This is a genomic window from Sphingomonas sp. (assembly GCF_029239295.1).
Taxonomy (GTDB): Bacteria; Pseudomonadota; Alphaproteobacteria; order Sphingomonadales; family Sphingomonadaceae; genus Sphingomonas.
Window position 1 is genome coordinate 325,507 of record NZ_JAQZBC010000002.1, and the last position, 19,939, is coordinate 345,445.

The 19,939-nt window shown below is 63.3% G+C and carries 17 protein-coding genes; 13 read left to right on the top strand and 4 right to left on the bottom strand.

Annotated features, from left to right (window positions below):
- The first annotated feature begins 33 nt into the window (after window positions 1-33).
- The 8 genes from K0S66_RS03200 to K0S66_RS03235 all read left to right on the top strand — a co-directional run bounded on the left by K0S66_RS03200 (window position 34) and on the right by K0S66_RS03235 (window position 5,873).
- The gene (locus tag K0S66_RS03200) at window positions 34-2,295 is read left to right on the top strand and encodes a primase-helicase family protein (RefSeq protein ID WP_301073667.1); all 2,262 of its coding nucleotides are present in this window, start codon (window positions 34-36) and stop codon (window positions 2,293-2,295) included.
- A gap of 180 nt (window positions 2,296-2,475) precedes the next feature.
- On the top strand, window positions 2,476-2,796 hold the full coding sequence (locus tag K0S66_RS03205; protein WP_301073668.1) for a hypothetical protein: 321 nt from the start codon (window positions 2,476-2,478) through the stop codon (window positions 2,794-2,796).
- Window positions 2,793-3,128 (top strand): hypothetical protein, encoded by a 336-nt coding sequence (locus tag K0S66_RS03210; RefSeq protein WP_301073669.1) that lies wholly within the window; start codon window positions 2,793-2,795, stop codon window positions 3,126-3,128. Before K0S66_RS03205 ends, K0S66_RS03210 begins: the two co-directional genes overlap by 4 nt.
- A 92-nt stretch (window positions 3,129-3,220) precedes the next feature.
- The gene (locus tag K0S66_RS03215) at window positions 3,221-3,736 is read left to right on the top strand and encodes a hypothetical protein (protein WP_301073670.1); all 516 of its coding nucleotides are present in this window, start codon (window positions 3,221-3,223) and stop codon (window positions 3,734-3,736) included.
- Between the two features lies 1 nt (window position 3,737).
- Window positions 3,738-3,983 (top strand): hypothetical protein, encoded by a 246-nt coding sequence (locus tag K0S66_RS03220; protein ID WP_301073671.1) that lies wholly within the window; start codon window positions 3,738-3,740, stop codon window positions 3,981-3,983.
- The gene (locus tag K0S66_RS03225; protein ID WP_301073672.1) at window positions 3,980-4,180 is read left to right on the top strand and encodes a hypothetical protein; all 201 of its coding nucleotides are present in this window, start codon (window positions 3,980-3,982) and stop codon (window positions 4,178-4,180) included. Before K0S66_RS03220 ends, K0S66_RS03225 begins: the two co-directional genes overlap by 4 nt.
- 26 nt (window positions 4,181-4,206) lie before the next feature.
- Window positions 4,207-4,575 (top strand): hypothetical protein, encoded by a 369-nt coding sequence (locus tag K0S66_RS03230; RefSeq protein WP_301073673.1) that lies wholly within the window; start codon window positions 4,207-4,209, stop codon window positions 4,573-4,575.
- 80 nt (window positions 4,576-4,655) lie between these two features.
- The gene (locus K0S66_RS03235) at window positions 4,656-5,873 is read left to right on the top strand and encodes a phage major capsid protein (protein ID WP_301073674.1); all 1,218 of its coding nucleotides are present in this window, start codon (window positions 4,656-4,658) and stop codon (window positions 5,871-5,873) included.
- 87 nt (window positions 5,874-5,960) lie between these two features.
- On the opposite strand, the gene K0S66_RS03240 is transcribed toward K0S66_RS03235, so the two are convergent.
- Together K0S66_RS03240 and K0S66_RS03245 are read right to left on the bottom strand one after the other, a co-directional pair.
- A complete protein-coding gene (locus K0S66_RS03240; RefSeq protein WP_301073675.1) occupies window positions 5,961-7,583 on the bottom strand; it encodes an RNA-directed DNA polymerase in 1,623 nt (540 codons plus the stop codon).
- 235 nt (window positions 7,584-7,818) lie between these two features.
- Window positions 7,819-9,366, bottom strand: coding sequence for a long-chain fatty acid--CoA ligase (locus K0S66_RS03245; protein WP_301073676.1), 1,548 nt, complete (start codon window positions 9,364-9,366; stop codon window positions 7,819-7,821).
- A 343-nt stretch (window positions 9,367-9,709) separates the two neighbouring features.
- Between K0S66_RS03245 and K0S66_RS03250 the strand changes: the two genes are divergently transcribed.
- Window positions 9,710-11,782: a TonB-dependent receptor gene (locus K0S66_RS03250; protein ID WP_301073677.1), complete on the top strand. Its 2,073-nt coding sequence runs from the start codon at window positions 9,710-9,712 to the stop codon at window positions 11,780-11,782.
- A gap of 69 nt (window positions 11,783-11,851) precedes the next feature.
- Here K0S66_RS03250 and K0S66_RS03255 read toward each other — a convergent pair whose 3' ends face one another.
- On the bottom strand, window positions 11,852-12,799 hold the full coding sequence (locus K0S66_RS03255) for a DMT family transporter (protein ID WP_301073678.1): 948 nt from the start codon (window positions 12,797-12,799) through the stop codon (window positions 11,852-11,854).
- 148 nt (window positions 12,800-12,947) lie between these two features.
- Here K0S66_RS03255 and K0S66_RS03260 point away from each other — a divergent pair, with 148 nt between their 5' ends.
- The 3 genes from K0S66_RS03260 (at window position 12,948) to K0S66_RS03270 (ending at window position 17,916) form a co-directional block, all read left to right on the top strand.
- Window positions 12,948-13,406, top strand: coding sequence for an Lrp/AsnC family transcriptional regulator (locus K0S66_RS03260; RefSeq protein ID WP_301073679.1), 459 nt, complete (start codon window positions 12,948-12,950; stop codon window positions 13,404-13,406).
- A gap of 248 nt (window positions 13,407-13,654) precedes the next feature.
- A complete protein-coding gene (locus K0S66_RS03265; RefSeq protein WP_301073680.1) occupies window positions 13,655-16,147 on the top strand; it encodes a TonB-dependent receptor in 2,493 nt (830 codons plus the stop codon).
- Between the two features lie 41 nt (window positions 16,148-16,188).
- Window positions 16,189-17,916 (top strand): amidohydrolase family protein, encoded by a 1,728-nt coding sequence (locus K0S66_RS03270; protein WP_301073681.1) that lies wholly within the window; start codon window positions 16,189-16,191, stop codon window positions 17,914-17,916.
- A 41-nt stretch (window positions 17,917-17,957) separates the two neighbouring features.
- Here K0S66_RS03270 and K0S66_RS03275 read toward each other — a convergent pair whose 3' ends face one another.
- Window positions 17,958-18,413, bottom strand: coding sequence for an Lrp/AsnC ligand binding domain-containing protein (locus K0S66_RS03275; protein WP_301073682.1), 456 nt, complete (start codon window positions 18,411-18,413; stop codon window positions 17,958-17,960).
- Window positions 18,414-18,505: 92 nt separating this feature from the next.
- Here K0S66_RS03275 and K0S66_RS03280 point away from each other — a divergent pair, with 92 nt between their 5' ends.
- The gene (locus K0S66_RS03280; protein ID WP_301073683.1) at window positions 18,506-19,927 is read left to right on the top strand and encodes an amino acid permease; all 1,422 of its coding nucleotides are present in this window, start codon (window positions 18,506-18,508) and stop codon (window positions 19,925-19,927) included.
- The last annotated feature ends 12 nt before the right edge of the window (window positions 19,928-19,939 follow it).

Here is a 19,939-nt window from a genome sequence, read left to right on the forward strand (position 1 = left end):
GAGCAAACGGCGGAGGCCACCCAGGAGGTAGTCTTGAAGCCCGATCCTATTGCCGCCGATCCGATTCAAGAGGAAGCGGCGACACCGCGCATCGGTTTGATCGCATCGCTGACGGACCTCCCTGCGGTGGCCGCGTACCTCCGCCGCGTCAACGCCACCCCGGTCAACTTCAAGACTGCCAAGGTCGAGGAGTTCGTGAACGGCTATCCCAAGCCGCTCGGCACCCTCACTTTCGATGACAAGGGGACAGTCGCACCGAAGCGTGACGCCGAGCCGCCGACCCCGGAGGAACAGGAAGCGATCCACCGCGCCTTTTTGGGGGTGAGCTTCCCGAAGCCTACGACCCTCATCGGCATTGCTGACGGCCCCCCAGACTGTGATCTTAAAGATCGAAACACGTTCGTCTGCCATGACTTCGCCGGTCGCATCGAAATGGTGCAGCGGCGCTACGACAATCGCGACGGCACCAAGGGCTTCCTGAGCTACACGCCGTTCTCGGACGGTGTCTGGCGGCTCATGGAGCCGGACAAGCTCCCGTTCTTCGGCCTGCCGGGCTGGGAGACGGTCAGCACTCTGTATCTACACGAGGGTGCAGGGGCGGCGGCGCGGATCAAGCGGCTGCTGTCCGGCGAGGAGCAGGGGAATTGCCCTTGGCTAGAGGACTTGCGCTGGGGCCATCACGTCGGCTGGCTAGGCGGTGTGTTCGCGCTCGATAAGTCCAAGTGGCCGGAACTCGCCAGCAAGGGCTGGAAGCACGTCGTCATCATCAGCGACAATGACGCGAACGGTTTGCGAGCGGCGGCGGAAATCGTACCTGAGTTTACCTGTAAGGTTTCCATCCTCCGTTTCGGTCAAGAGTTTGGCGAAGGGTTCGATCTCGGCAACGAGTTTCCTGAGCGACTGTTCAGTGCCGGGCGTTGGCGCGGACCTTCGTTGCTCGACTGTCTGCATCCCGCCGACAAAGCGACTGATCGCATCGAGGTTCCAAAGGAAGACGGCACCGGCACCCGGTTCATTTCTGTCCTTCGGCAGACCTTCATCGAACAATATCATATCGTCACCGAGACGCAGCAAGTGTTCCACAAGGACCGCGCGTCCTACGGGCAGACTTGGAAGCAGTTCAACGAGGACGTGCGCTGGCGATCCGATGAGAAAGACACATACGCCCTCCTGCTGAACCACTCCGAAGCAGTTTGTCAGTCGATCACCTATGACCCGGCATCGGAGCCGGGGGTGAAGATGGAGCGGGGGCAAGTCCGCTGGAACCAGTACGAGCGCCCCCGCCTCAAACCTATCGCTGGCGATCCGCAGCGGTTCTTCGATTACATCGCGTATCTGGTGCCAGAGGCGAGCGATCAGCGATCACTCCTGCGTTGGCTCGCGACCGTCATCGGTTCGCCGGAGATACGTGTCCGGTTTTCGCTGCTGTTGATCTCGAAACAGCAGGGGGTGGGAAAATCCACTCTCGGCAGCATCCTCAAACTGACGCTTGGGGAGACGAACGTGTCCTTCCCCTCCGAAAAGTCAGTGGCGGACTCAGCCTTCAACGGCTGGGCGCTGGGCGTCCGCGCGATCATCGTGAACGAAATCTACTCCAATGGGCGTTCGACCGTTTACGACAAGCTCAAGCCCTACGTCACCGACACAGATATTCAGGTCAACCGGAAGAACCTGCCTGAGATCAACGTCAATAATTGCGCGGTGATCGTGGCGTGTTCGAACTCGGACAAGGCGCTATACATTCCTGACGATGATCGCCGGTGGCTGATACCTAAGCTCACCGACAAGATAATGCCCGAGTCATGGTGGGCGGAGTTCTATTCCTGGCTTGAAGGCGACGGTGCCGGGATCATCCTGCATTGGGCTCAGTCGTTCCCCGACGCTGACCGAGTTCGCACAAGCGAGCGCGCGCCTGCATCGTCCGCGAAAGCGGCGATCATCAACGCGAACAAGTCGGCTGGGCGGCTGCTCGCCAAGGATTTCGCAGAGGCGTTCGTGGACCTCGGTGAGCGGGCCATCGTGCGGGTGAGCGACCTACAGGGCTGGGTCGCCGGAAAGCGCCACATGGATCGCAGCAACCCGCGCCTTGAGAGCGAGCGAACGCTCATTGACGAGGTTGAGGGGATCGCGGGCATCCACGTCCTGAAAGGCGACAGGCGTCCCCGGATCGGGGGCAAGGCCGGTGCGAAGCAAGCCGTCATCCTCAACTTCACGCCCGGTGACGGAGAGACGTGGAGCAAGATGGAAGAACACCTCAAGACGATGGAGGAGGTAGGTTTCCATGTCGAGCTTTAGCAGATTGCAGGAGGGGAGAAGGGATGAGCGATCCCCGATCCCCGATAAGTACCCCCTTTTCGATCTACTTAGGAAGAAATCTAAGTCGGAGAGGGGAAAACTACCCCGAAGGAAATCGGGCCTTTTATCGGGGATCGGGGATCGCCCCGCCGCCCCCCCCTCTGATCTTGGAGATATCTAGTGCCCGAGCTTGAATACATCCGCGCCGCCTCGACCAACTATTATCCCGCGCTGGTCGAACCCGCCCATAGCTCCCGCCGCGAGCAGGTGCGTTGGCGAGTGCGTCACCTCAACCTCTCGGCCCTCGACCGACAGACGCGACAGGATGCGGCGGCAGACCCCGGCATCGAATGGGACCCGACTGAGCGGCAGTACCGTATCCGGCGGCGCGGTAAGGCCTGCGCCATCCCGGTGCAGTACCTCGATAGCTCCGATCCCCGCGCCAGCGCCCCTGCAACGGCTCCGGCTGGCCTCGACGGTATCGGGGAGGCGATACGATGACCCGCCGCGCCAGCCCCCGCACCCCCGGCGGTAACGCGGGCCAGAAGCTGTTCAAGACCTATCGCTGGCAGCAGCGTCGCGCCGCTCACCTCGCCTCCCAACCGCTGTGCGTCATGTGTCAGGCGGAAGGTAAGACACGGGCTGGCCGAGTGGCCGACCACGTTGAGCCGCACGGCGGCGATGAACGCAAGTTCTTCGGGGGCGCGCTCCAGACCCTATGCGACCACCACCACAACAGCACCAAGCAGTCTCAGGACAAAGGCGGTCGCCTCAAAGGCTTCGACGCAGATGGCGTCCCGCTCGATCCCAATCACCCTTGGAACATGAGGTGAGGGAGGGGGCAGGAAATGTTTAAGATCAGCGCCGACCTCGATCGGCGCCACTCAATAACGCGAATGCAACACGTCAAAGTGGAGGACACCCGATGAGTACCAACATGAATAAACCGCGCCGCCAACGTGCTGATAGCAAGGAAGCGGCAGTAAAGGACATGTTCAACGGCGAACGCATCATCACGCCGCCCGCCGACTACACACTGACCAGCGTCGAACTCAACATCTTCAACGAGGTCATCGCTGAACTGCCCAAGGGGGAATGGACGGATCACATGATCCGCATCGCCGCCGACTTGGCGCGGATGATTGCTGACAGTCGCGCCGAAGCTGACGCCATCCGCGTGGAGGGCAGTGTTGTGGAAGGGGCCAGCGGCGGGCCGATCCGCAACCCCCGGTGCGCGGAACTGGCATCCTTGCGCGCCTGCATCGCGACCACCCGCCGGTCGCTGGCGATCCACAGTCGGGCAAAGGGCGGCATGGACACGCAGGCCATCGCCCGCCGCCGCGAACTCCAGCGCGGCAATGAGGCATTTCCGCTCGATGACGACGACGAAGGTTTGCTGGCCCGCCCGCCCGCTGACTTCGACTTCAACGGGGTGCACTAATATGACCAACAGCGAAACCGCCAGCATCGACAAGATCGAACGCTGCCGCCGGGTCAACCGGCTCGCCGCCGCCAAGTACGCAGAGCAAGGCGTTGCCCCCGACGACATCGCCATAGCCGCCGCCTACAGCGCCGTGGACCTCGCTTTGTACAACGTAGGCGACCCTTCCACCGCTATCGACTGGGTGCGTCGCGCCCTCGACGTAATCGAAGCGGGCTTACCCCTCACCGTGGAGACCATGCAGTGATTGACCACCCTGCCTATGCCGCCGCATCACCCGAAGTTCGAGCCGCCGCGCTCGCCCTTTTGGACGAGATCAGCGAACCGCTTCATCCCCACGCCATTGAGCGCCGTTTTCAGGACTGCGGGCTGACGCGCGGGCAAGCCCGAAAGGCGAAGCACGCACTCGGCAGCGTCAACGTGATCGCGCTGGTCCCCCGGTGACAGGCGGGCGTCCCCGGCGACCCGCGTTGGAGGCGCGGCTGGTTCGCGAGGCGGTGGCGGGCATAGCTCCTTCCGCCCCTCGCGAGCCGCTGGCCCGCGATCTAGCCGCCCGCGTCGTGCAGCATTTACGCGACCATGCCGCCGAAGGCTCCGAACCAGTGTTGGCGGTGATGGGGGAGCTACGGCGTGCCGTCCTGCCAACCCCCGCACTGTCACTCGCCACAGACCCGAACATCGACACCCTTTCCATGTTCGTGGAAGCGCGCGCTGCCTCCCTCCGTGCGAGGAACGGTTGGCCGAGAACATCGAACCAAGAATGGCAGGATGTAAACGCGGCCTTTGCGCTAGTGGAGAGCAAGCTGGTCGCCCGCTACCTCAAGATCATGCGAGCCTAAAAATCTTCGATCACTGAACCTAAAACAGTATCTTCCAGCGCGAATGGCCGAACGTCCTCCCGTTACCAGGAGGAACCATTATGCGAACCAATCTTCTTCTCAGCCACGCCCCAGTCGCACTTCGTCGCACTGGTGGCCGAGTCATGGCCGCTGCGCCGACCACTGTGGACGGGATGTTCAATCAGTTGGACTCGCTGCTCCGCGACGGCTTCCAGCAGCGCGATCAGCAGATCGAAAACCTCGAAACCGCGCTCAACGCGGTGCAGAGCCAGGTCAATGCGGGCGGCGTGTCGGTCGTTGGCTCGATCCTCCCCGTTGAGCCGGACTACACCCGCGCCTTCGCCAGCTATTTCCGGCGCGGTGACAGTGAGGACGCGCTCAAGGCGGCGAACACTATCGGTGAGCGAGCCACAGTGCAGGCGGCCATGTCGATCGGTGACAACAGTACCGGCGGCTATCTCGCGCCCGTCGAATGGGACCGCAAGTTGCTGGAGCAGCAGCGCGCGACCTCGCCCATGCGCCGCCTCGCCACGGTCCAGCCGACCACGGTGGCCGCGTTCAGCACCCTCTGGAACTCCGACGCTTGGGGTTCCGGCTGGGTTGGCGAGACGGCGGCGCGTCCGCTGACGACCAGTTCGACGCTTGCGGCGATCACGTTCGCGGCAGGCGAAATCTACGCCATGCCGGCAGCGACGCAGCGCCTGCTCGATGACTCCGCGATCAACGTGGAGACGTGGCTGGCGCAGAGCATCGAGCGCGAGTTCAACCGGCAGGAAGGCATCGCCTTCATTGCGGGCAACGGGGTGAACAAGCCCGCCGGTCTGCTCACTCACGGGACCGGGGAGGTGAACGCGAACCTCCATCCCGGCGGGCCGGTCGAGGTTGTCGCATCCGCCATCACGATCGATGCACTGACCGACTTCCTGTACGGGCTGGGCGCTCCCTATCGCCAGAACGCGACGTGGCTCATGTCGAGCCTGACCGCCGCCTTTATCGCGAAGATCAAGGACGCCGATGGTCGCCCGATCTGGCGGGAGGCGCTCACGGCGGATCAGCCCGCCTTGCTGCTTGGCCGTCCGGTGGAGATTGACGAGGCGATGCCCGCGCCGACCGCTGGCAACCTCGCCATCGCCTTCGGTGACTTCAAGGCTGGCTACCTCATCAATGACCGGCTCGGCACTCGCGTCCTGCGCGACCCGTACACGAACAAGCCGTATGTGAACTTCTACGTCACGAAGCGCGTGGGCGGCGGCTTGCTCGATCCGTTCGCGATCCGGCTGCTGCGCGTCGCGGCCTGATCTGACCGGCTCCGCGCGGGCGGCTAGGGGTGGACGTTCGCGCGGTGGGCGGCGGGGTGAGCTAGGCTCCTCCGCCGCCCTTTTCTCTTACATCGGATACTCCAGCGAACCGAAGCCGCTGCCCTCAGCAAAGCCCTTTGCCAGCGCCGAAGGCTTCACCCGCTCCCTAGCCTTCTTGGCTGAGTCGTAGAACTCTACCTTAGCAGTCCAAAGGTCAGCAAAGAACGGGTGTTTTGTTATGAAATCGTCATTCTGTGCTTTCGGCCACCAGCCCTTACGGGTCGCCTCATAGGCAATAAGCCACATCTCAGATTTCAACCCGCTCTCTGTGGCGAAGCCTTGCCAGAACGAGAAGTCTAAGGGGCCGTCAATCAAGCTGCTGTGCCAAAGGTCTAGCGTGAGAAGGCCGACCGTTGAGCTTCGCAGCTTCATTACATTCGCCATGACGCTTGCAGGGACAATGAGCTTGATCTCCCGCGCCCAAAACAGCAGCCATGCAAGCTCGTCAGTATGACCAGCCGCCGCTTTGATCGGTATCTGTTGAAGAATATATGTGTGTATCTCCTCGACGGGCAATGTGCTGGACGAGTTTATCGCAGCCAAATGCTCCGCGACGAAGCTTAGGCACGTAGCTGAACGGCGAGCACAATAAAGCATCCACCTAACAAGATGGTCAGTATTAGTAGCATCGACAACGAAGCTCGCTGCTCGTTTGACGGCGAACAACAGCGCATTATCACGCTTGTTCTGATCCGCCAGAAATACCGCCTGTTCGAAAAATGAGTCAAGATCGTCACGCTGTCGGCCAGCTCTAGTACTCAACTCAAATGTTCTCACGTAATGTATCCACTCAGGGGAGTGACTGCATCCTAGCCCCAGCGTACTTGTCTTCTCCGCATTAAGCTCAAGCTGGTAATCGTACAGGGCCAGTGAGAGGCCTGATAGAACTGCTGACGCGGTTTCGTTTTCTTCCAACCCAATGAGTATATCATCGACATAGCGAAGCGATCTCACCTCAAAGTTAGGGATGTTAGCCTTTGCGATCTCTTCAACCTCAACCACGATCAACTCTGAGATGATGCGCGAGGTATCCGGGCCTATCGGAATGCCAATCGTTTGCCCTTCCTGCCCAGCGCCAACAGCCTTGTCCAAGTGGTTAGCGTAAGAGTCCTTGAACGCCTTTGTGCTGTGGTTTGCTTTCGCATGAGCCTTTCCGGCGATCGCCCAAGCGATGGAATGAGTGTATATGGAAGGGTAGAACCTCGCGATGTCGGTCTTTACATACCGTCCGTATGTAGCGAGCAAGCGCGCACGTTGCCTAGCAACTCCGTCAAAATCCACGCCTGTTATTGCACGACCAGCATTGTGACTTGAGAACTCCGGCTTGAACTCAGTGACCTTCGACCGAGCAAGCTTGGTCTTGAGATCAGACCAATTCTCACTGATAAGATGCGCAACGTGTAGCTGATTAACTGGATTGACCAGCGACAGCTTACGGCGAATGTCGCCGTAGCGCGGTATGCTGTAAACCTCCGGTGCCGTCCAAAAACCTCTAATCTTGGCCCCCTCCCACTTCGCGGCAAATGCCACGGCATTGTCCGCAAAGGTGTCAGTGGTGAAGGGCGGCGGTAGCTCGGCAGGAAAATACCCTCTGCGCAGCAGCTTCTTCAGCCGTACCTCAATATTATGCTTTTTGATGATGGTCGCCATACGCCGCACTATACGGTCCCACTTCGTTGGCGCTAGCCTCGACGCGAAGGCGCAATCTCACCCTGTCTCGCAAACGCTAAGTCGGGTGATAGATCGAAGCCGTCACCCGACTTAGGCGCTCTACCCCGCAGAAAACCGTGGGTGTTCGGCTCCCTCCCGCTCCGCCATCTTTTCCGATCCATCCGACCGAGGCTGAGAAGCGCGCCGGGGCCGCGCGTTGGGCTCAGGCTGACGCCTAGCGTTCCACGATCAGGCCGCCGTCTGCCAGCATGTCGCGCAGGGTTCGTTTCAGGACCTTGCCTGAGGCGTTCTTGGGAAGTTCGGCGATGAAGGCGACCGCCTTGGGCTTCTTGTAGCTGGCGATGTGGTCGCGGCAGTGCTGGATCAGCGCATCCGCGTTGGTCGCCGCGCCGTCGCGGATGGCAATGATGGCGATTACGCTTTCGCCCCACACCGGATCGGCCATGCCGACGACCGCCGCCTCTAGCACCGCGGGGTGGCGGTAGAGCACTTCTTCCACCTCGCGCGGATAGACGTTCTCGCCGCCGGTGACGATCATGTCCTTCTTGCGATCGACGATGGTGAGATAGCCGTCGGCATCCCAGCGGCCCACATCGCCGGTATGGAACCAGCCGTCGGTGAACGCCTTCGCAGTGGCCTCGGGGTTGCGCCAATAGCCGGTGAGCACCTGATCGCCCTTCACCACGATCTCACCGTCCGAACCGGGCGGAACGTCGTTCATGCCCTCGTCCACCACGCGCACGCGGGCGAGAAGCATCTGGCGACCGACCGAGTTCAGGATCGGCAGCCCTTCATCGATCGCGCGATCATGCTCATCGGCGGTCAGGACCATGACGTTGCCGGCCAGTTCGGTCATGCCGAAGCCTGTGCCGAAGCGCACCTGCGGCCATTTCTCCCGCGCGCGCAGCAGCACCGCGGCCGGCATCGCCGACGCGCCATAGCCGACGTTGCGCAGCGAGGAGAGATCATAGTCCGGCATCGAGGGGTGATCGAGCAGCAGCGCGATCATCGTGGGCGCGGCGGCAGTGGAGGTGATCCGGTGGCGTTCGATGATCGCGAACAGCGTCTCCGGCACGAAACTAGGCAGGATGGTCAGTTCCGCCGCGCGCAGATGGTTCACCACCATCCCGTAGCCTGCGACATGGTACATCGGGAAAGTGAGCAGATAGTGGGAATCGGGCTCCTTGTCCCAGCTCGCCAGGCTGTTGAATACCGCGGCCATCACATTGCGGTGGGTCAGCATCGCGCCCTTCGGCAGCCCGGTGGTACCCGAGGTATAAAGCAGCCAGGCGATCGAATCCTCGTCGGGCGCGGGCGGCGGCTCGGCAGCGCCATTGGCGAGAAAGGCGTCGAAGCCGGCCGCACCCTCCTGCGGCGGGCCAAGCACCAGCAGATGCGCCACCGAGGGGATCTGGTCGCGGATCGCCTGGATCGCGCCGAGATATCTGTCCTGAACGATCAGCACGCTGGGTGCGGCATCGTTGACGATCCAGGCAAGCTCCGCCGGTGCCAGGCGATAGTTGAGGAAGGTGAGCGTCATGCCCGCTCCGGGCACGCCGTAATAGCAGAGCGCATATTCCAGGCAGTTTTCCGCCAGGATCGCGATCCGGTCACCCGGCTGGGCGATGCCGAGCAGCGCGTTGCCGAGCCGCCAGCAATCGTCGCGCAGTTCGGCATAGGTGATCGCGCGTTCGTCGAGGCGAACAGCAATCCGGTCCGCCGCCCGGTGCGCCGCATGCACCGGTACCTCGCTCAGCAGCATTCATCCTCTCCTGTCTGTCGCAGGTAGAGGCTGACCTTATAGCAAGGGCGCCGTTCTACAACGGCGATGAGGAAGCCGTGTTCGCGAGCGCCATGGAACGATCAGGCCACGGCGTACGCGCCAAAAATATTTCTGCGAATGGTTTGCAATTGACCGTCGGCCACGCTAGCCGCGGCGCACCATGCAACTGCGAAGCAGTCTCATAAGGGGTTTCATGTTCCGGACGTCCATGCTGTGCTCGGCTGCGCTGTGCACGCTTTCCCTCGCCGCTTTCTCGCCTGTTCACGCGCAGAACCAGCCACAGATTCCGGCGCAGTCTGGGACGAGCGATACATCGGAGAGGATGGAACAAGCCGACGCTCGCGCCGGTGCTCAGGATGCCCCTGCTGCTGACGCACCGGGTGGCGACATCGTCGTGACCGCCGCCGGCTATGAACAGCGTATCGTCGAGGCGCCGGCCAGCATCAGCGTGCTGAGCCGCGCCAACCTGGAGGAGAAAAGGTTCGGCAGCCTGGCGGAAGCGCTGGGTGATGTGCAGGGGATCGATGTGGGTGGCGAGGCCGGGAAGACCGGCGGCCTCAACATTTCGATCCGCGGCATGCCGAGCGACTATACGCTGGTCCTGATCGACGGCCGTCGGCAGAACCCCCCGGGCGGCGTCACCCCCAATGGTTTCGGCGAGACGGCCACCAGCTTCCTGCCGCCCTATTCCGCGATCGACCGGATCGAGGTGGTCCGCGGCCCGATGTCGACCCTGTACGGATCGGACGCCATGGGCGGCGTGGTGAACATCATCACGCGCAAGGTCGGCAATCGCTGGGTCGGCACCGCGACCGCGGAAAGCACGGTCCAGTTCGACGAGCGGTTCGGCAACATCCAGTCGGTCAATGCCTTTGCCCAGGGGCCGGTGATCCGCAACCTGCTGGGCCTGACGCTGCGTGGCAGCGTGTTCCATCGCGAGGGCGCGGACATCCCGATCCCCGGCGATCCGGCGCTGACGCTGGGACGCAACCCGGTGCGGTCGGATATCTACACCTATGGCGGTCGCCTGTCGCTGACCCCGCATGCCGACCATGACCTGTGGCTGGAGTTCGACCGCAACGAACAGCGCTATGACAATAGCGAAGGGCGGCTCGGCACGCTGGGCTCCGGCGGTTACGCGCCCGAGCAGCGGTTCAACCGATCGAACTATGTGCTGGCCCATAGCTGGCGCAGCCCGATCGGAACACTGGACACGACGCTGACCCGCAACGAGACGGAGACGATCGGCCGCCTTATCCCCAACGGCACGCCCGGCCAGGTGCCGGGCAGCCCGCGTGACCTTCAGGCGCGCAACGACATCATCGATTCACGGCTGGCCGGGAAGGAGGGCCCACTGGCGTTCACCGTGGGCGGCCAATATTGGCACGCTCGGATGATCGAGGGCGTGGCACCCGAGCCGTTCACCTTCACCCAATGGGCCGGCTTCGCCGAAGCGACGTTGACCGTGGTCGATGGGCTGAACGTCACCGGCGGGGTGCGTTATGACAACCATTCCACCTTTGGCGATAAATGGTCGCCGCGCGCCTATGCGGTGTGGAACGTGTCCGACGCATTCACGCTGAAGGGCGGGGTCAGCCGCGGCTTCAAGACGCCGCGTGTCGAGCAGATCGCCGAAGGGATTATCGGGTTCGGTGGACAGGGCCGCATCCCGTTGCTCGGCACCCCCAGCCTGACGCCGGAGACCACGACGACCTATGAAGCCGGCGTTTATTTCGACAATGGCGGGCTGTTCAGCGGCAACATTACCCTGTTCAACAATGACTTCGACGACAAGATCGCGGCCGGGCCCGGTATTCCCAATTGCCGTTTCGCGGGCAATCCGAACCGCCCCGGGTGCCTGGACGTCGGCAATTTCCCGGCGGTCGACCTGTTCAGCCAGTCGATCAACATCGACAAGGCGCGCACGCGCGGAATCGAGGCCGCCGGGCGCGTCGCGTTCACCCCCGCGCTCTCGCTGACCGCCAATTACACCTATACCGAAACCGAGCAGCTGAGCGGCGCGGAAGCCGGGCTGCCGCTGATCGGCATTCCCAAGCATATGGTGAACGCCAATCTGCGCTGGCGCCTGACCGAAAAAGCGACGGTGTGGACTCGCGCGGAAATCCGGTCGAGCCGGTATCGCGGCAATACCGATCAGCAGCGGGAACTGGGCGACTTTCGCGGCTATGAACTGTTCCACATCGGCGGATCATATCAGGTGACCCCTGCCCTGCGCCTGTCGGCGACCATGTGGAACATCCTGGACACCGATTACGCGGTGTACGAGCCCTATCGCAGTGGTACCGCGGCGGCGCCGGTCACCGTGTTTGCCCCCGCCTATTCGATCAACCAGGAAGGCCGGCGCCTGTTGATTTCCGCAAACGTCGACTTCTGACGGTGCGGCACGACCCGCCTCACTTGCGTCAGCAATGCGTGAGGGGGCAGAGCCGATCAACGGGGCCGGTCATCGCGGTCGGTGCGCGCGGATACAGGATAGGACGCTGGCGGTTACCAGCAGCGCGGCGGCGATCTCCAGCCCCGTCGGCCAGCGCTGTTCCCACAGGAAACCGTACAGCAGCGCAAACAGGGTTTCGAAAAGGATCATCTGCCCGACCATCGTGAGCGGCAGGAGCCGGCTCATCTTGTTCCACAGCGCATTGCCCACGATGGAGGCCGCCACCGCGACGCCGATCGAGACGGCAGCAAATTGCCACCATGCGTCAATCGTGTGCGCGATTGCGGTGCCGGTGAGCGCGAGGGGCAGGAGAAAGAGCGCCTGCGCCCCGGTGGCGAGGCCGATCAGCAGGTTCCAGTCATGCACTGAAATGCCGGGCCGCCTGGCAAGAGCGCGCGCATTGCCGACGGCGTAGATCGTCCAGCACAACAGGGCGCCAACCGCGCAGGCCACCCCGATCAGGCCGTGCGTACCGAGGAACGCCGTCGAAGGATCGAGCTCCTGCGAGCCGATCGCCACGGCTGCGCCCGCGCCCAGCAGCAGCGAGGCCAAAAGCCGGCGCAAGGGAACCGCGTCATGATCCCGGCTACCCACGATCGTCACCGCGACGGGCAGGAACCCGATGACCAGCGAGGTCAGCGGGATGCCGGCACGCTGCACGGCGGACGACAGCAGGATATAGTAAAGCGTGTTTCCTGCGAGCGCGAGCCAGGCGAGCGCAAACCAGTCCCGGCGGCCGAGCGTGGCCCGAAGCCGGCGCCATTGCGGCACGATCAACGCCGCAGCGATCGCGCCATAGGCAAGGTAGCGCCCCACCGTGAGTTGAAGCGGGGTGAATTCGCCCACCAGCGCCGGCGCCAGAAAGACCAGGCCCCATAAGGCGCCCGCGGCGGCGCCGCACGCAACGCCGCGCGCAGTGGCGTTGCCGGGCGGCCGAGCGATGACGGATGCTGACACGAGTGGCCCCTTGCTAACCGCGCAACGATAGCGCGCCACTGGCGAGTGAAGCGCGCTTGCTACGGCAGGAAAATGCAACAATCACTCACCCATGGCTCGCCCTTCCTCCCGCCGACCCGCCGGCCGCCCCCCTTCGTCGCGCCGGCCGATGCCCGACCAATTCGATCGCGCCATCCTTCGCGTGATCCAGCGTGACAACAAGACGCCGCAGCGGGCGATTGCGGAAGCGGTCAACCTATCGGCCGCGGCGGTTCAGCGGCGCGTGGCAGCGATGGAGGCAGCCGGCATCATCGCCGCCAACGTGGCGGTGGTCGATACGGCGGCAGTGGGGCTGGCGATCACATCGATCGTCGAAGTCCACCTGACCGATGAGCGGGCAGCCACGGTCGATGCGGCAAAGGCGCTGTTCCGTGCCGATGCCGATGTGCAGCAATGCTATTATGTGACCGGCGGGATCAGCTTCGTCCTCGTGATCGTCTCACGCGACATGGTTGCCTATGAAGCAACGACACGGCGGCTCTTCGCGCACAATCCCTCGGTTGCCACCTTTCGCAGCCTCATAGCGCTGGACCGCGTAAAGTTCGGCAGCGAAGTGCCGATCCCCTAGCCGTTCGGCGCAAGGCCCACAGCGCCGGACGGACGGCACTCGCAGCTCAACTTTTGCCGAAGCAACAGGAAGGATCCACCGCGTTCGCCGAAGGATCTTCGTTTTATCGCGCGTTAAAGATGCAACAATTCTGTCATCGGGCAGGAGAAACGGAACACTTTCGGTCGCGCCGACGCTAATCTTGGCAGGAAGGTTACGGAAGCAAGCACCAACGGGTGCATCGGCGCAACCAGATGGGGGAACAATCGATGATGGGACGTGATGGTGCCGCCCGGCGCCAGGCCGGTTTGCGCGCTCTTCTGCTCGGTAGTGTCATGGCGATCACGCCTTCGCTGGCCTCTGCCCAGGCCTCACCCCCGGAGCAAACCGAGGCCAGTTCCACGAGTGCGATTGATCCTGCGCCTGTCGCAGGTGCGGACGGCGAGATTGTCGTCACCGCGCTTCGCCGCAACACCCGCATCCAGGACACCCCGATCGCGATTTCGGCGACCTCGGGCGCGACGCTGGCCGCGTCGGGCACCACCAGCTTCACCGAACTGACCCGCACCGCACCGTCGCTGCGTATCGTCGACAGCGGCCCGGGCAGCCGCCGCGTGCTGATCCGCGGCATTACCTCCGCCGGCGAGCCGACGGTCGGCGTCTATTATGACGAAACCCCTGTTTCGGGATCGGTCGGCACGACATCGGATTCGGGCGGCAGCACCCCCGATTTCCGCCTGTTCGACGTTGAGCGAGCGGAGGTTCTGCGCGGGCCGCAGGGCACGTTGTTTGGATCGGGATCGATGGGCGGCACGCTGCGCATCATCTTTGAAAAGCCCAAGGCGGACCGGCTCGAGGCGGCGTTCAGCGGCAACATGACCGCGGTGGAAGGCGGCGGCCCCGGCTTCTCGCTTGACGGGATGATCAACCTGCCGATCATCGAGGACAAGATCGCGCTGCGGATCGTGGGCAATTACAACAAATTCGCCGGATACGTCGACAACATCATCCTGACCGACGATCCCAATGCCGGCAACGTTGTCGATACCAGCCCTGACCCGCGCTACCTACGCAACGTCAAGAACATCAACGATGGCGAAAGCTATGGCGGGCGGGCAATGCTGCGCATCACCCCGACCGAAGACCTGACGATCGACCTGTCTGCAACCTATGAGCATGTCGATGCGCCGATCCCGCTGTGGCGGCCTGATTTCTCGCGCGCGAACGGCCTCGATTTCGCGAGCAACATGCACGCGGACAATATCAACGAGGACAGCAACCGCATCTTCAGCGGCACCATCCGCTACGATTTCGACGCGTTCAGCGTGATCGGCACGACCAGCTATTTCGATCGCGACTTCACTCGTACCTATGACGTCAGCGACACGTTCAACGGACGCGTTGGCACGGTGCAGAATGCCGAAGGGCGGTTCGTCAACGTGCTGAATTCCGCCGGCACGCGCGAGGGTTGCCGCCGGTACCAACTGGGCATCACCTCGGCGGCGAACACCACGCAATGCAGCGCCGACCAGCTGACCGGCTATTTCAACGCCACGGTACCGCTGCAGACATCGGCGCTGTACCAGCCGCAGAAGCTGAACAATTGGGTGCACGAGCTTCGCCTGAGTTCCACCAGCGACAGCCCGTTCCAGTGGACGATCGGCGGTTTCCTGGAGAACCGCGACACCGAAGTGCGATCGCTGCTGCTGATCGCCAGCCCGGAAACCGGCGCGGTGTACAGCCCGTCGACACCGGGTGCGATCGCCTATGATCGCACGATCAACGACGAGCTACGGCAGAAGGCGGCCTATGTCGAACTCAGCTACAAGCTCGCAGACCAGCTGACGCTGACCGCCGGCGCGCGATATTTCAATTTCGAGCGCAAGGTTGGCGGGCGGATCGACGTCGGGCAGATCCACTACAGCTCGCGCGTGACGCCCTATACCGAGGCGAATTACGAAGAAGACGGACTGATCTACAAGTTCAACGTGTCGTGGCAGCCGACCACGCGCCTGTTGTTCTACGCGCAGGCGGCGCAGGGCTTCCGCCCGGGCGGCGTGAACCAAGTGATCGGCCTTCCCGCCGAGCGCGCGGCCTACACCTCCGACAGCCTGTGGAACTACGAGATCGGCGCGAAGACGACGCTGGCGCGCGGCGTGTACCTGAACCTCGCCGGCTATCGCATCGACTGGGACAATCTGCAGGTATCGGCGCGGACCGCGGGGACCGGCTCGGTATTCGGCCTTATATCCAACGCTGGCGCGGCGCGGGTGTGGGGTGCCGAGGCCGAGCTGTCGGCCAATTTGCTGCCCGGCCTCTCGTTCAACGGCGCGGTCGGCTACACCGATGCCAAACTGTCGGAGGATCAGGTCAGCGATTTCGTGGTGGCCACCGGCCGCCGCGGCGATCGCATTCCCAACGTGCCACGAATCTCCGCCTCCGCCTCGCTCGATTACAAGCGCCCGGTGTCGGACACGCTGACCGCGACTGCGCGGATCGACGCCAGTCACGTCGGATCGTTCTACAGCATGCTCAGCCCGGCGGACATATACCGTCGCAAGATCCCCGCTTATGAACTGGTCAACCTGCGCTTCGGCATCGAGGGCGTGGACAGTGACTGGGGGGTATATCTGTTCGCCAACAACCTGCTGAACGACACTGCCATCAACCAGATGAGCGCAAGCGCCAACAGCGGCGGCATCACCAACGCCGTCAGCATCGCGCCGCGCACCTACGGGCTCAATCTGATGCGGCGGTTCTGATCCGCCGCGTCATGCCCCTGCCCATCTTTCAAGGATCGACCATGGCCCTGTTTCGCCTGTTGAACATTCGCCTGCTGATGCTGTCCTCGGCCGCCGGCATGGCGCTGGCCTCGCCTGCGCAGGCACATGAGGAAAAGGCGCCGCGTAGCGCGACGCCGGCCGCGCCCGCCGGCAACCAGCCCGGCGCGGCACCCGCCCGCGCCGCCGGCGAAGGCGCCGGCCCGTTCCGCCGCCTCGTCATCCGCGGCGCGACCCTGATCGACGGCACGGGATCGGTACCGCGCGGCCCCGTCGACATCATTGTCGAGGGCAATCGCATCGCCGACATCCGCCAGGCGGGTTGGCCGGGCATGGCGCTGGCGCAGAACCGCGCGCCGCAGGATTTTGATCAGGAGATCGACGCGACCGGCATGTATGTCCTGCCCGGCTTCGTCGACATGCACACCCACCTGCCCGCCAAGGACAAGGCGCCCGACGCCTCCTACGCCTACAAGCTGTGGCTGGCACATGGCGTGACCACGGTGCGCGGCGTCTCGCTCGCCTCCCCATCCTTCACCAGCAATGAAAAGGCGCGCTCAGCCCGCAACGAGATCGCCGCGCCGCGCATCTTCAACTATCAGACGCTGGGCGCCGGCTGGCCCGGCGGGCGTATTTCCAGCCCCGAAAAGGCGCGCGAATGGGTTCGCTGGGCGGCCAAGAACGACATCGACGGCATCAAGTTCTTCGGGCGCGAGGATGAAACCCCCGCGGTGATGAGCGCGGCGATCGACGAGGCGCACAAGAACAAGATGGGCACCGTCGCCCACCTCAGCCAGACCGGCGTGTCCGACTTCAACGGCGTGGTTGCCGGACGAGCGGGGCTGGACACGATCACGCACTTCTACGGGCACATGGAATCGCTGCTGAAGAACCACACGATCCAGAAGTTCACGCCCGACTACAATTTCTACAACGAACTGCATCGCTTCGCTCAGGTCGCCGACATCAAGGACGAGATCTATGACGTCGGATCGGAGCAATGGTGGGACTATCTGAAGGAGCAGAAGGCGAACGGCGTCACGTTCGACCCGACGTTCAACATCTACGCCGCCTCGCGGGATCTGATGCGAGCCCGCAACGCCGACTGGCAGGGTAAGTACACCACGCCGCAGCTGTGGAATTATTTTCAGTCCACCCGCGACAATCACGGATCCTATTTCTTCGACTGGACCAGCCAGATCGAGAATAACTGGAAGGGATTTTACAAGAACTTCTTCCAGCTGATCCATGACTACAACCAGATCGGCGGCCGAGTGACGGTGGGGACCGATTCAGGCTTCATCTACAAGGTGTACGGTTTCGCTTACGTCGAGGAGTTGGAACTGTACCAGGAGGCAGGCCTGACCCCGCTGGAGATCTTCCGCGCGGCGACGGTCAACGGTGCCCGCACGCTGATGGAGCCGAAGGGGCAGGAGCCGGAATTCGGCGCAGTCCGGCGTGGCATGCTGGCCGATCTCGTCATCGTGCCGGAGAACCCGCTCGCCAACCTGAAGACGCTTTATGGTACCGGCCATGTCCGGCTGAACCCCGAGACGAACAAGCAGGAGCGGGTCGGCGGCGTCCGCTACACGATCAAGGACGGCATCGTATATGATGCGCCGCGCCTGCTGGCCGACGTCGCGGCCATGGTCGAGCGCGAGAAGCAGGTGGTGCCAACGCCGGTATCGCCGCCGGTCATCCCTCAGGAGCCCGCCTTCGCACCGGCATCGGCGCAGCCCACCGCATCGTGAGACAGACGGGCGCCCCGCCGCGGGGCGCCCGCCCAGTCACTTCAGATCGGCAGCGCGGTGGTGTATTTCACCTCTTCCAGCACGGCAAAGGTGCGCGTTTCGCGAATGCCGGTCATGTGGAAGAGCGAATTGCCGAGGAAGGTGCGGTAGGCGCCCATATCCTCGACCCGCGCCTTCAGCAGATAATCGAAGCCGCCCGCGACCATGTGGCATTCCAGGATTTCCGGCATGTCCTGCACCGCGAGCGCGAAATCCTCCAGCACGTTGCTGGTGGTGCGGTCGAGCATCACTTCGATGAAGACCAGCAGCGCCCGATCGAGCTTCTGCGGATCGAGCAGCGCGACGATATCGCTGACATATCCCTGCTCACGAAGCTTGCGCAGACGATCGAAACACGCTGATGGGGAAATTCCGGCCTGGGCCGCAAGCTCCTGATTGGTGATGCGGCCGTTGCGTTGGAGAACCCGAAGAATATTCCGATCGATCACATCAAGCATGGCAGACCTTCGGGAGGGAGCAGGAAATGCCAAACTATCCTGGCAAGCCTGCTGCGCAACAAGGATCTGCTGCGAAGGCATGAAGAAGGGGAATGGGCGTGGCACGCTGGAATAAACGCAAGATCATCGCGCCACGGGAGGCCGGAGGGGAACACCAGCTGAAGGCCACCCTGTCGTGGCCGCACCTGCTGGCGATGGGTGTCGGCGCGATCGTCGGCACCGGTATCCTGACCCTGATCGGCGTAGGCGCAGGCAAGGCCGGGCCGGCCGTGATCCTGTCCTTCGTCATCGCCGGACTGATCTGTGCCTGCGCAGCGCTCGCCTATGCCGAAATGGCGACGATGTATCCCGGGTCGGGCAGCGCCTATACCTATACCTATGCGGTGATCGGCGAGTTGGCGGCCTGGGTGATCGGGTGGAGCCTGATCCTCGAGTACAGCCTGGTCGTCAGCGCCGTGGCGGTGGGCTGGTCGGGCTATGCCGCGCCGTTGCTGCAGGGGACATTGGGGATACCCATGTCGTTGATGCAGGGGCCGGAGCTGGGCGGGCTGGTCAATTTGCCGGCAATCTTCATCATCGCGGTCGTCGCCATCCTGCTGCTGCTGGGAACGCGCGAAAGCGCCACGCTGAACGCGCTGCTGGTGCTGGTAAAGATCGTCGCGCTGATCGTCTTCGTCGCGGTGGCGTTGCCCTATTTCAACGCCGACAACCTTCATCCGTTCGCGCCTTCAGGCTTCGCCAAGTCGACTGGGCCCGACGGCGTCGAACGCGGCGTGATGGCCGCGGCGGCGATCATCTTCTTCGCCTTCTACGGCTTTGATGCGATCGCGACAGCGGCCGAGGAAACCCGCAAGCCGCAGCGCGACCTGCCGATCGCGATCATCGGATCGATGGTCGCCTGCGTGGTGATCTATGTCGCCGTTGCTACTGCGGCAGTGGGCGCGCTGCCCTTCACCACCTTCGCGAGCAGCCCAGAGCCGCTGGCGCTGATCCTTCGCGAACTCAATCAGCCGGGCGCGGCGACCTTCCTCGCCGGTTCAGCGGTCATCGCCCTGCCAACGGTCATCCTGGCGTTCCTCTATGGCCAATCGCGGATCTTCTTCGCGATGGCGCGTGACGGGCTACTGCCGGGATCGCTGGCCCGCCTGTCGAGCCGTGGCAGCCCGGTGCGCATCACGATCTTCACCGCCGCCATCGTCGCGCTGATCGCCGGCGTCTTCCCGCTCGATGAAATCGCTGCGCTGGCGAATGCAGGAACGCTCGCCGCCTTTGCTGCCGTGGCATTGTGCATGATCCTGATGCGGCGCCGCGCCCCCGATCTGCCGCGTGCCTTCTCGACGCCGCTGCCGTGGCTGGTGGGCGGCATCGCGATCGCCGGCTGCGCCTATCTGTTCCTGAGCCTGCCAGCGCAGACGCAATTGTACTTCCTGCTGTGGAACGGGCTGGGGATCGGCATCTACCTGCTGGTTACGATGCGGCTGGCGAAAAAGGAGGGTGGCGAGGCGCACGGCTGAGCCGCTGCCGTA

Excerpts from the sequence above, each read along its gene's own strand:
- K0S66_RS03210 (WP_301073669.1), top strand. The coding sequence starts at position 2,793 with ATGACCCGCCGCGCCAGCCCCCGCACCCCCGGCGGTAACGCGGGCCAG.
- K0S66_RS03215 (WP_301073670.1), top strand. The coding sequence starts at position 3,221 with ATGAGTACCAACATGAATAAACCGCGCCGCCAACGTGCTGATAGCAAG.
- K0S66_RS03220 (WP_301073671.1), top strand. The coding sequence starts at position 3,738 with ATGACCAACAGCGAAACCGCCAGCATCGACAAGATCGAACGCTGCCGC.
- K0S66_RS03235 (WP_301073674.1), top strand. The coding sequence starts at position 4,656 with ATGCGAACCAATCTTCTTCTCAGCCACGCCCCAGTCGCACTTCGTCGC.
- K0S66_RS03240 (WP_301073675.1), bottom strand. The coding sequence starts at position 7,583 with ATGGCGACCATCATCAAAAAGCATAATATTGAGGTACGGCTGAAGAAG.
- K0S66_RS03245 (WP_301073676.1), bottom strand. The coding sequence starts at position 9,366 with ATGCTGCTGAGCGAGGTACCGGTGCATGCGGCGCACCGGGCGGCGGAC.
- K0S66_RS03250 (WP_301073677.1), top strand. The coding sequence starts at position 9,710 with ATGGAACAAGCCGACGCTCGCGCCGGTGCTCAGGATGCCCCTGCTGCT.
- K0S66_RS03260 (WP_301073679.1), top strand. The coding sequence starts at position 12,948 with ATGCCCGACCAATTCGATCGCGCCATCCTTCGCGTGATCCAGCGTGAC.
- K0S66_RS03265 (WP_301073680.1), top strand. The coding sequence starts at position 13,655 with ATGATGGGACGTGATGGTGCCGCCCGGCGCCAGGCCGGTTTGCGCGCT.
- K0S66_RS03270 (WP_301073681.1), top strand. The coding sequence starts at position 16,189 with ATGGCCCTGTTTCGCCTGTTGAACATTCGCCTGCTGATGCTGTCCTCG.
- K0S66_RS03275 (WP_301073682.1), bottom strand. The coding sequence starts at position 18,413 with ATGCTTGATGTGATCGATCGGAATATTCTTCGGGTTCTCCAACGCAAC.
- K0S66_RS03280 (WP_301073683.1), top strand. The coding sequence starts at position 18,506 with ATGGGCGTGGCACGCTGGAATAAACGCAAGATCATCGCGCCACGGGAG.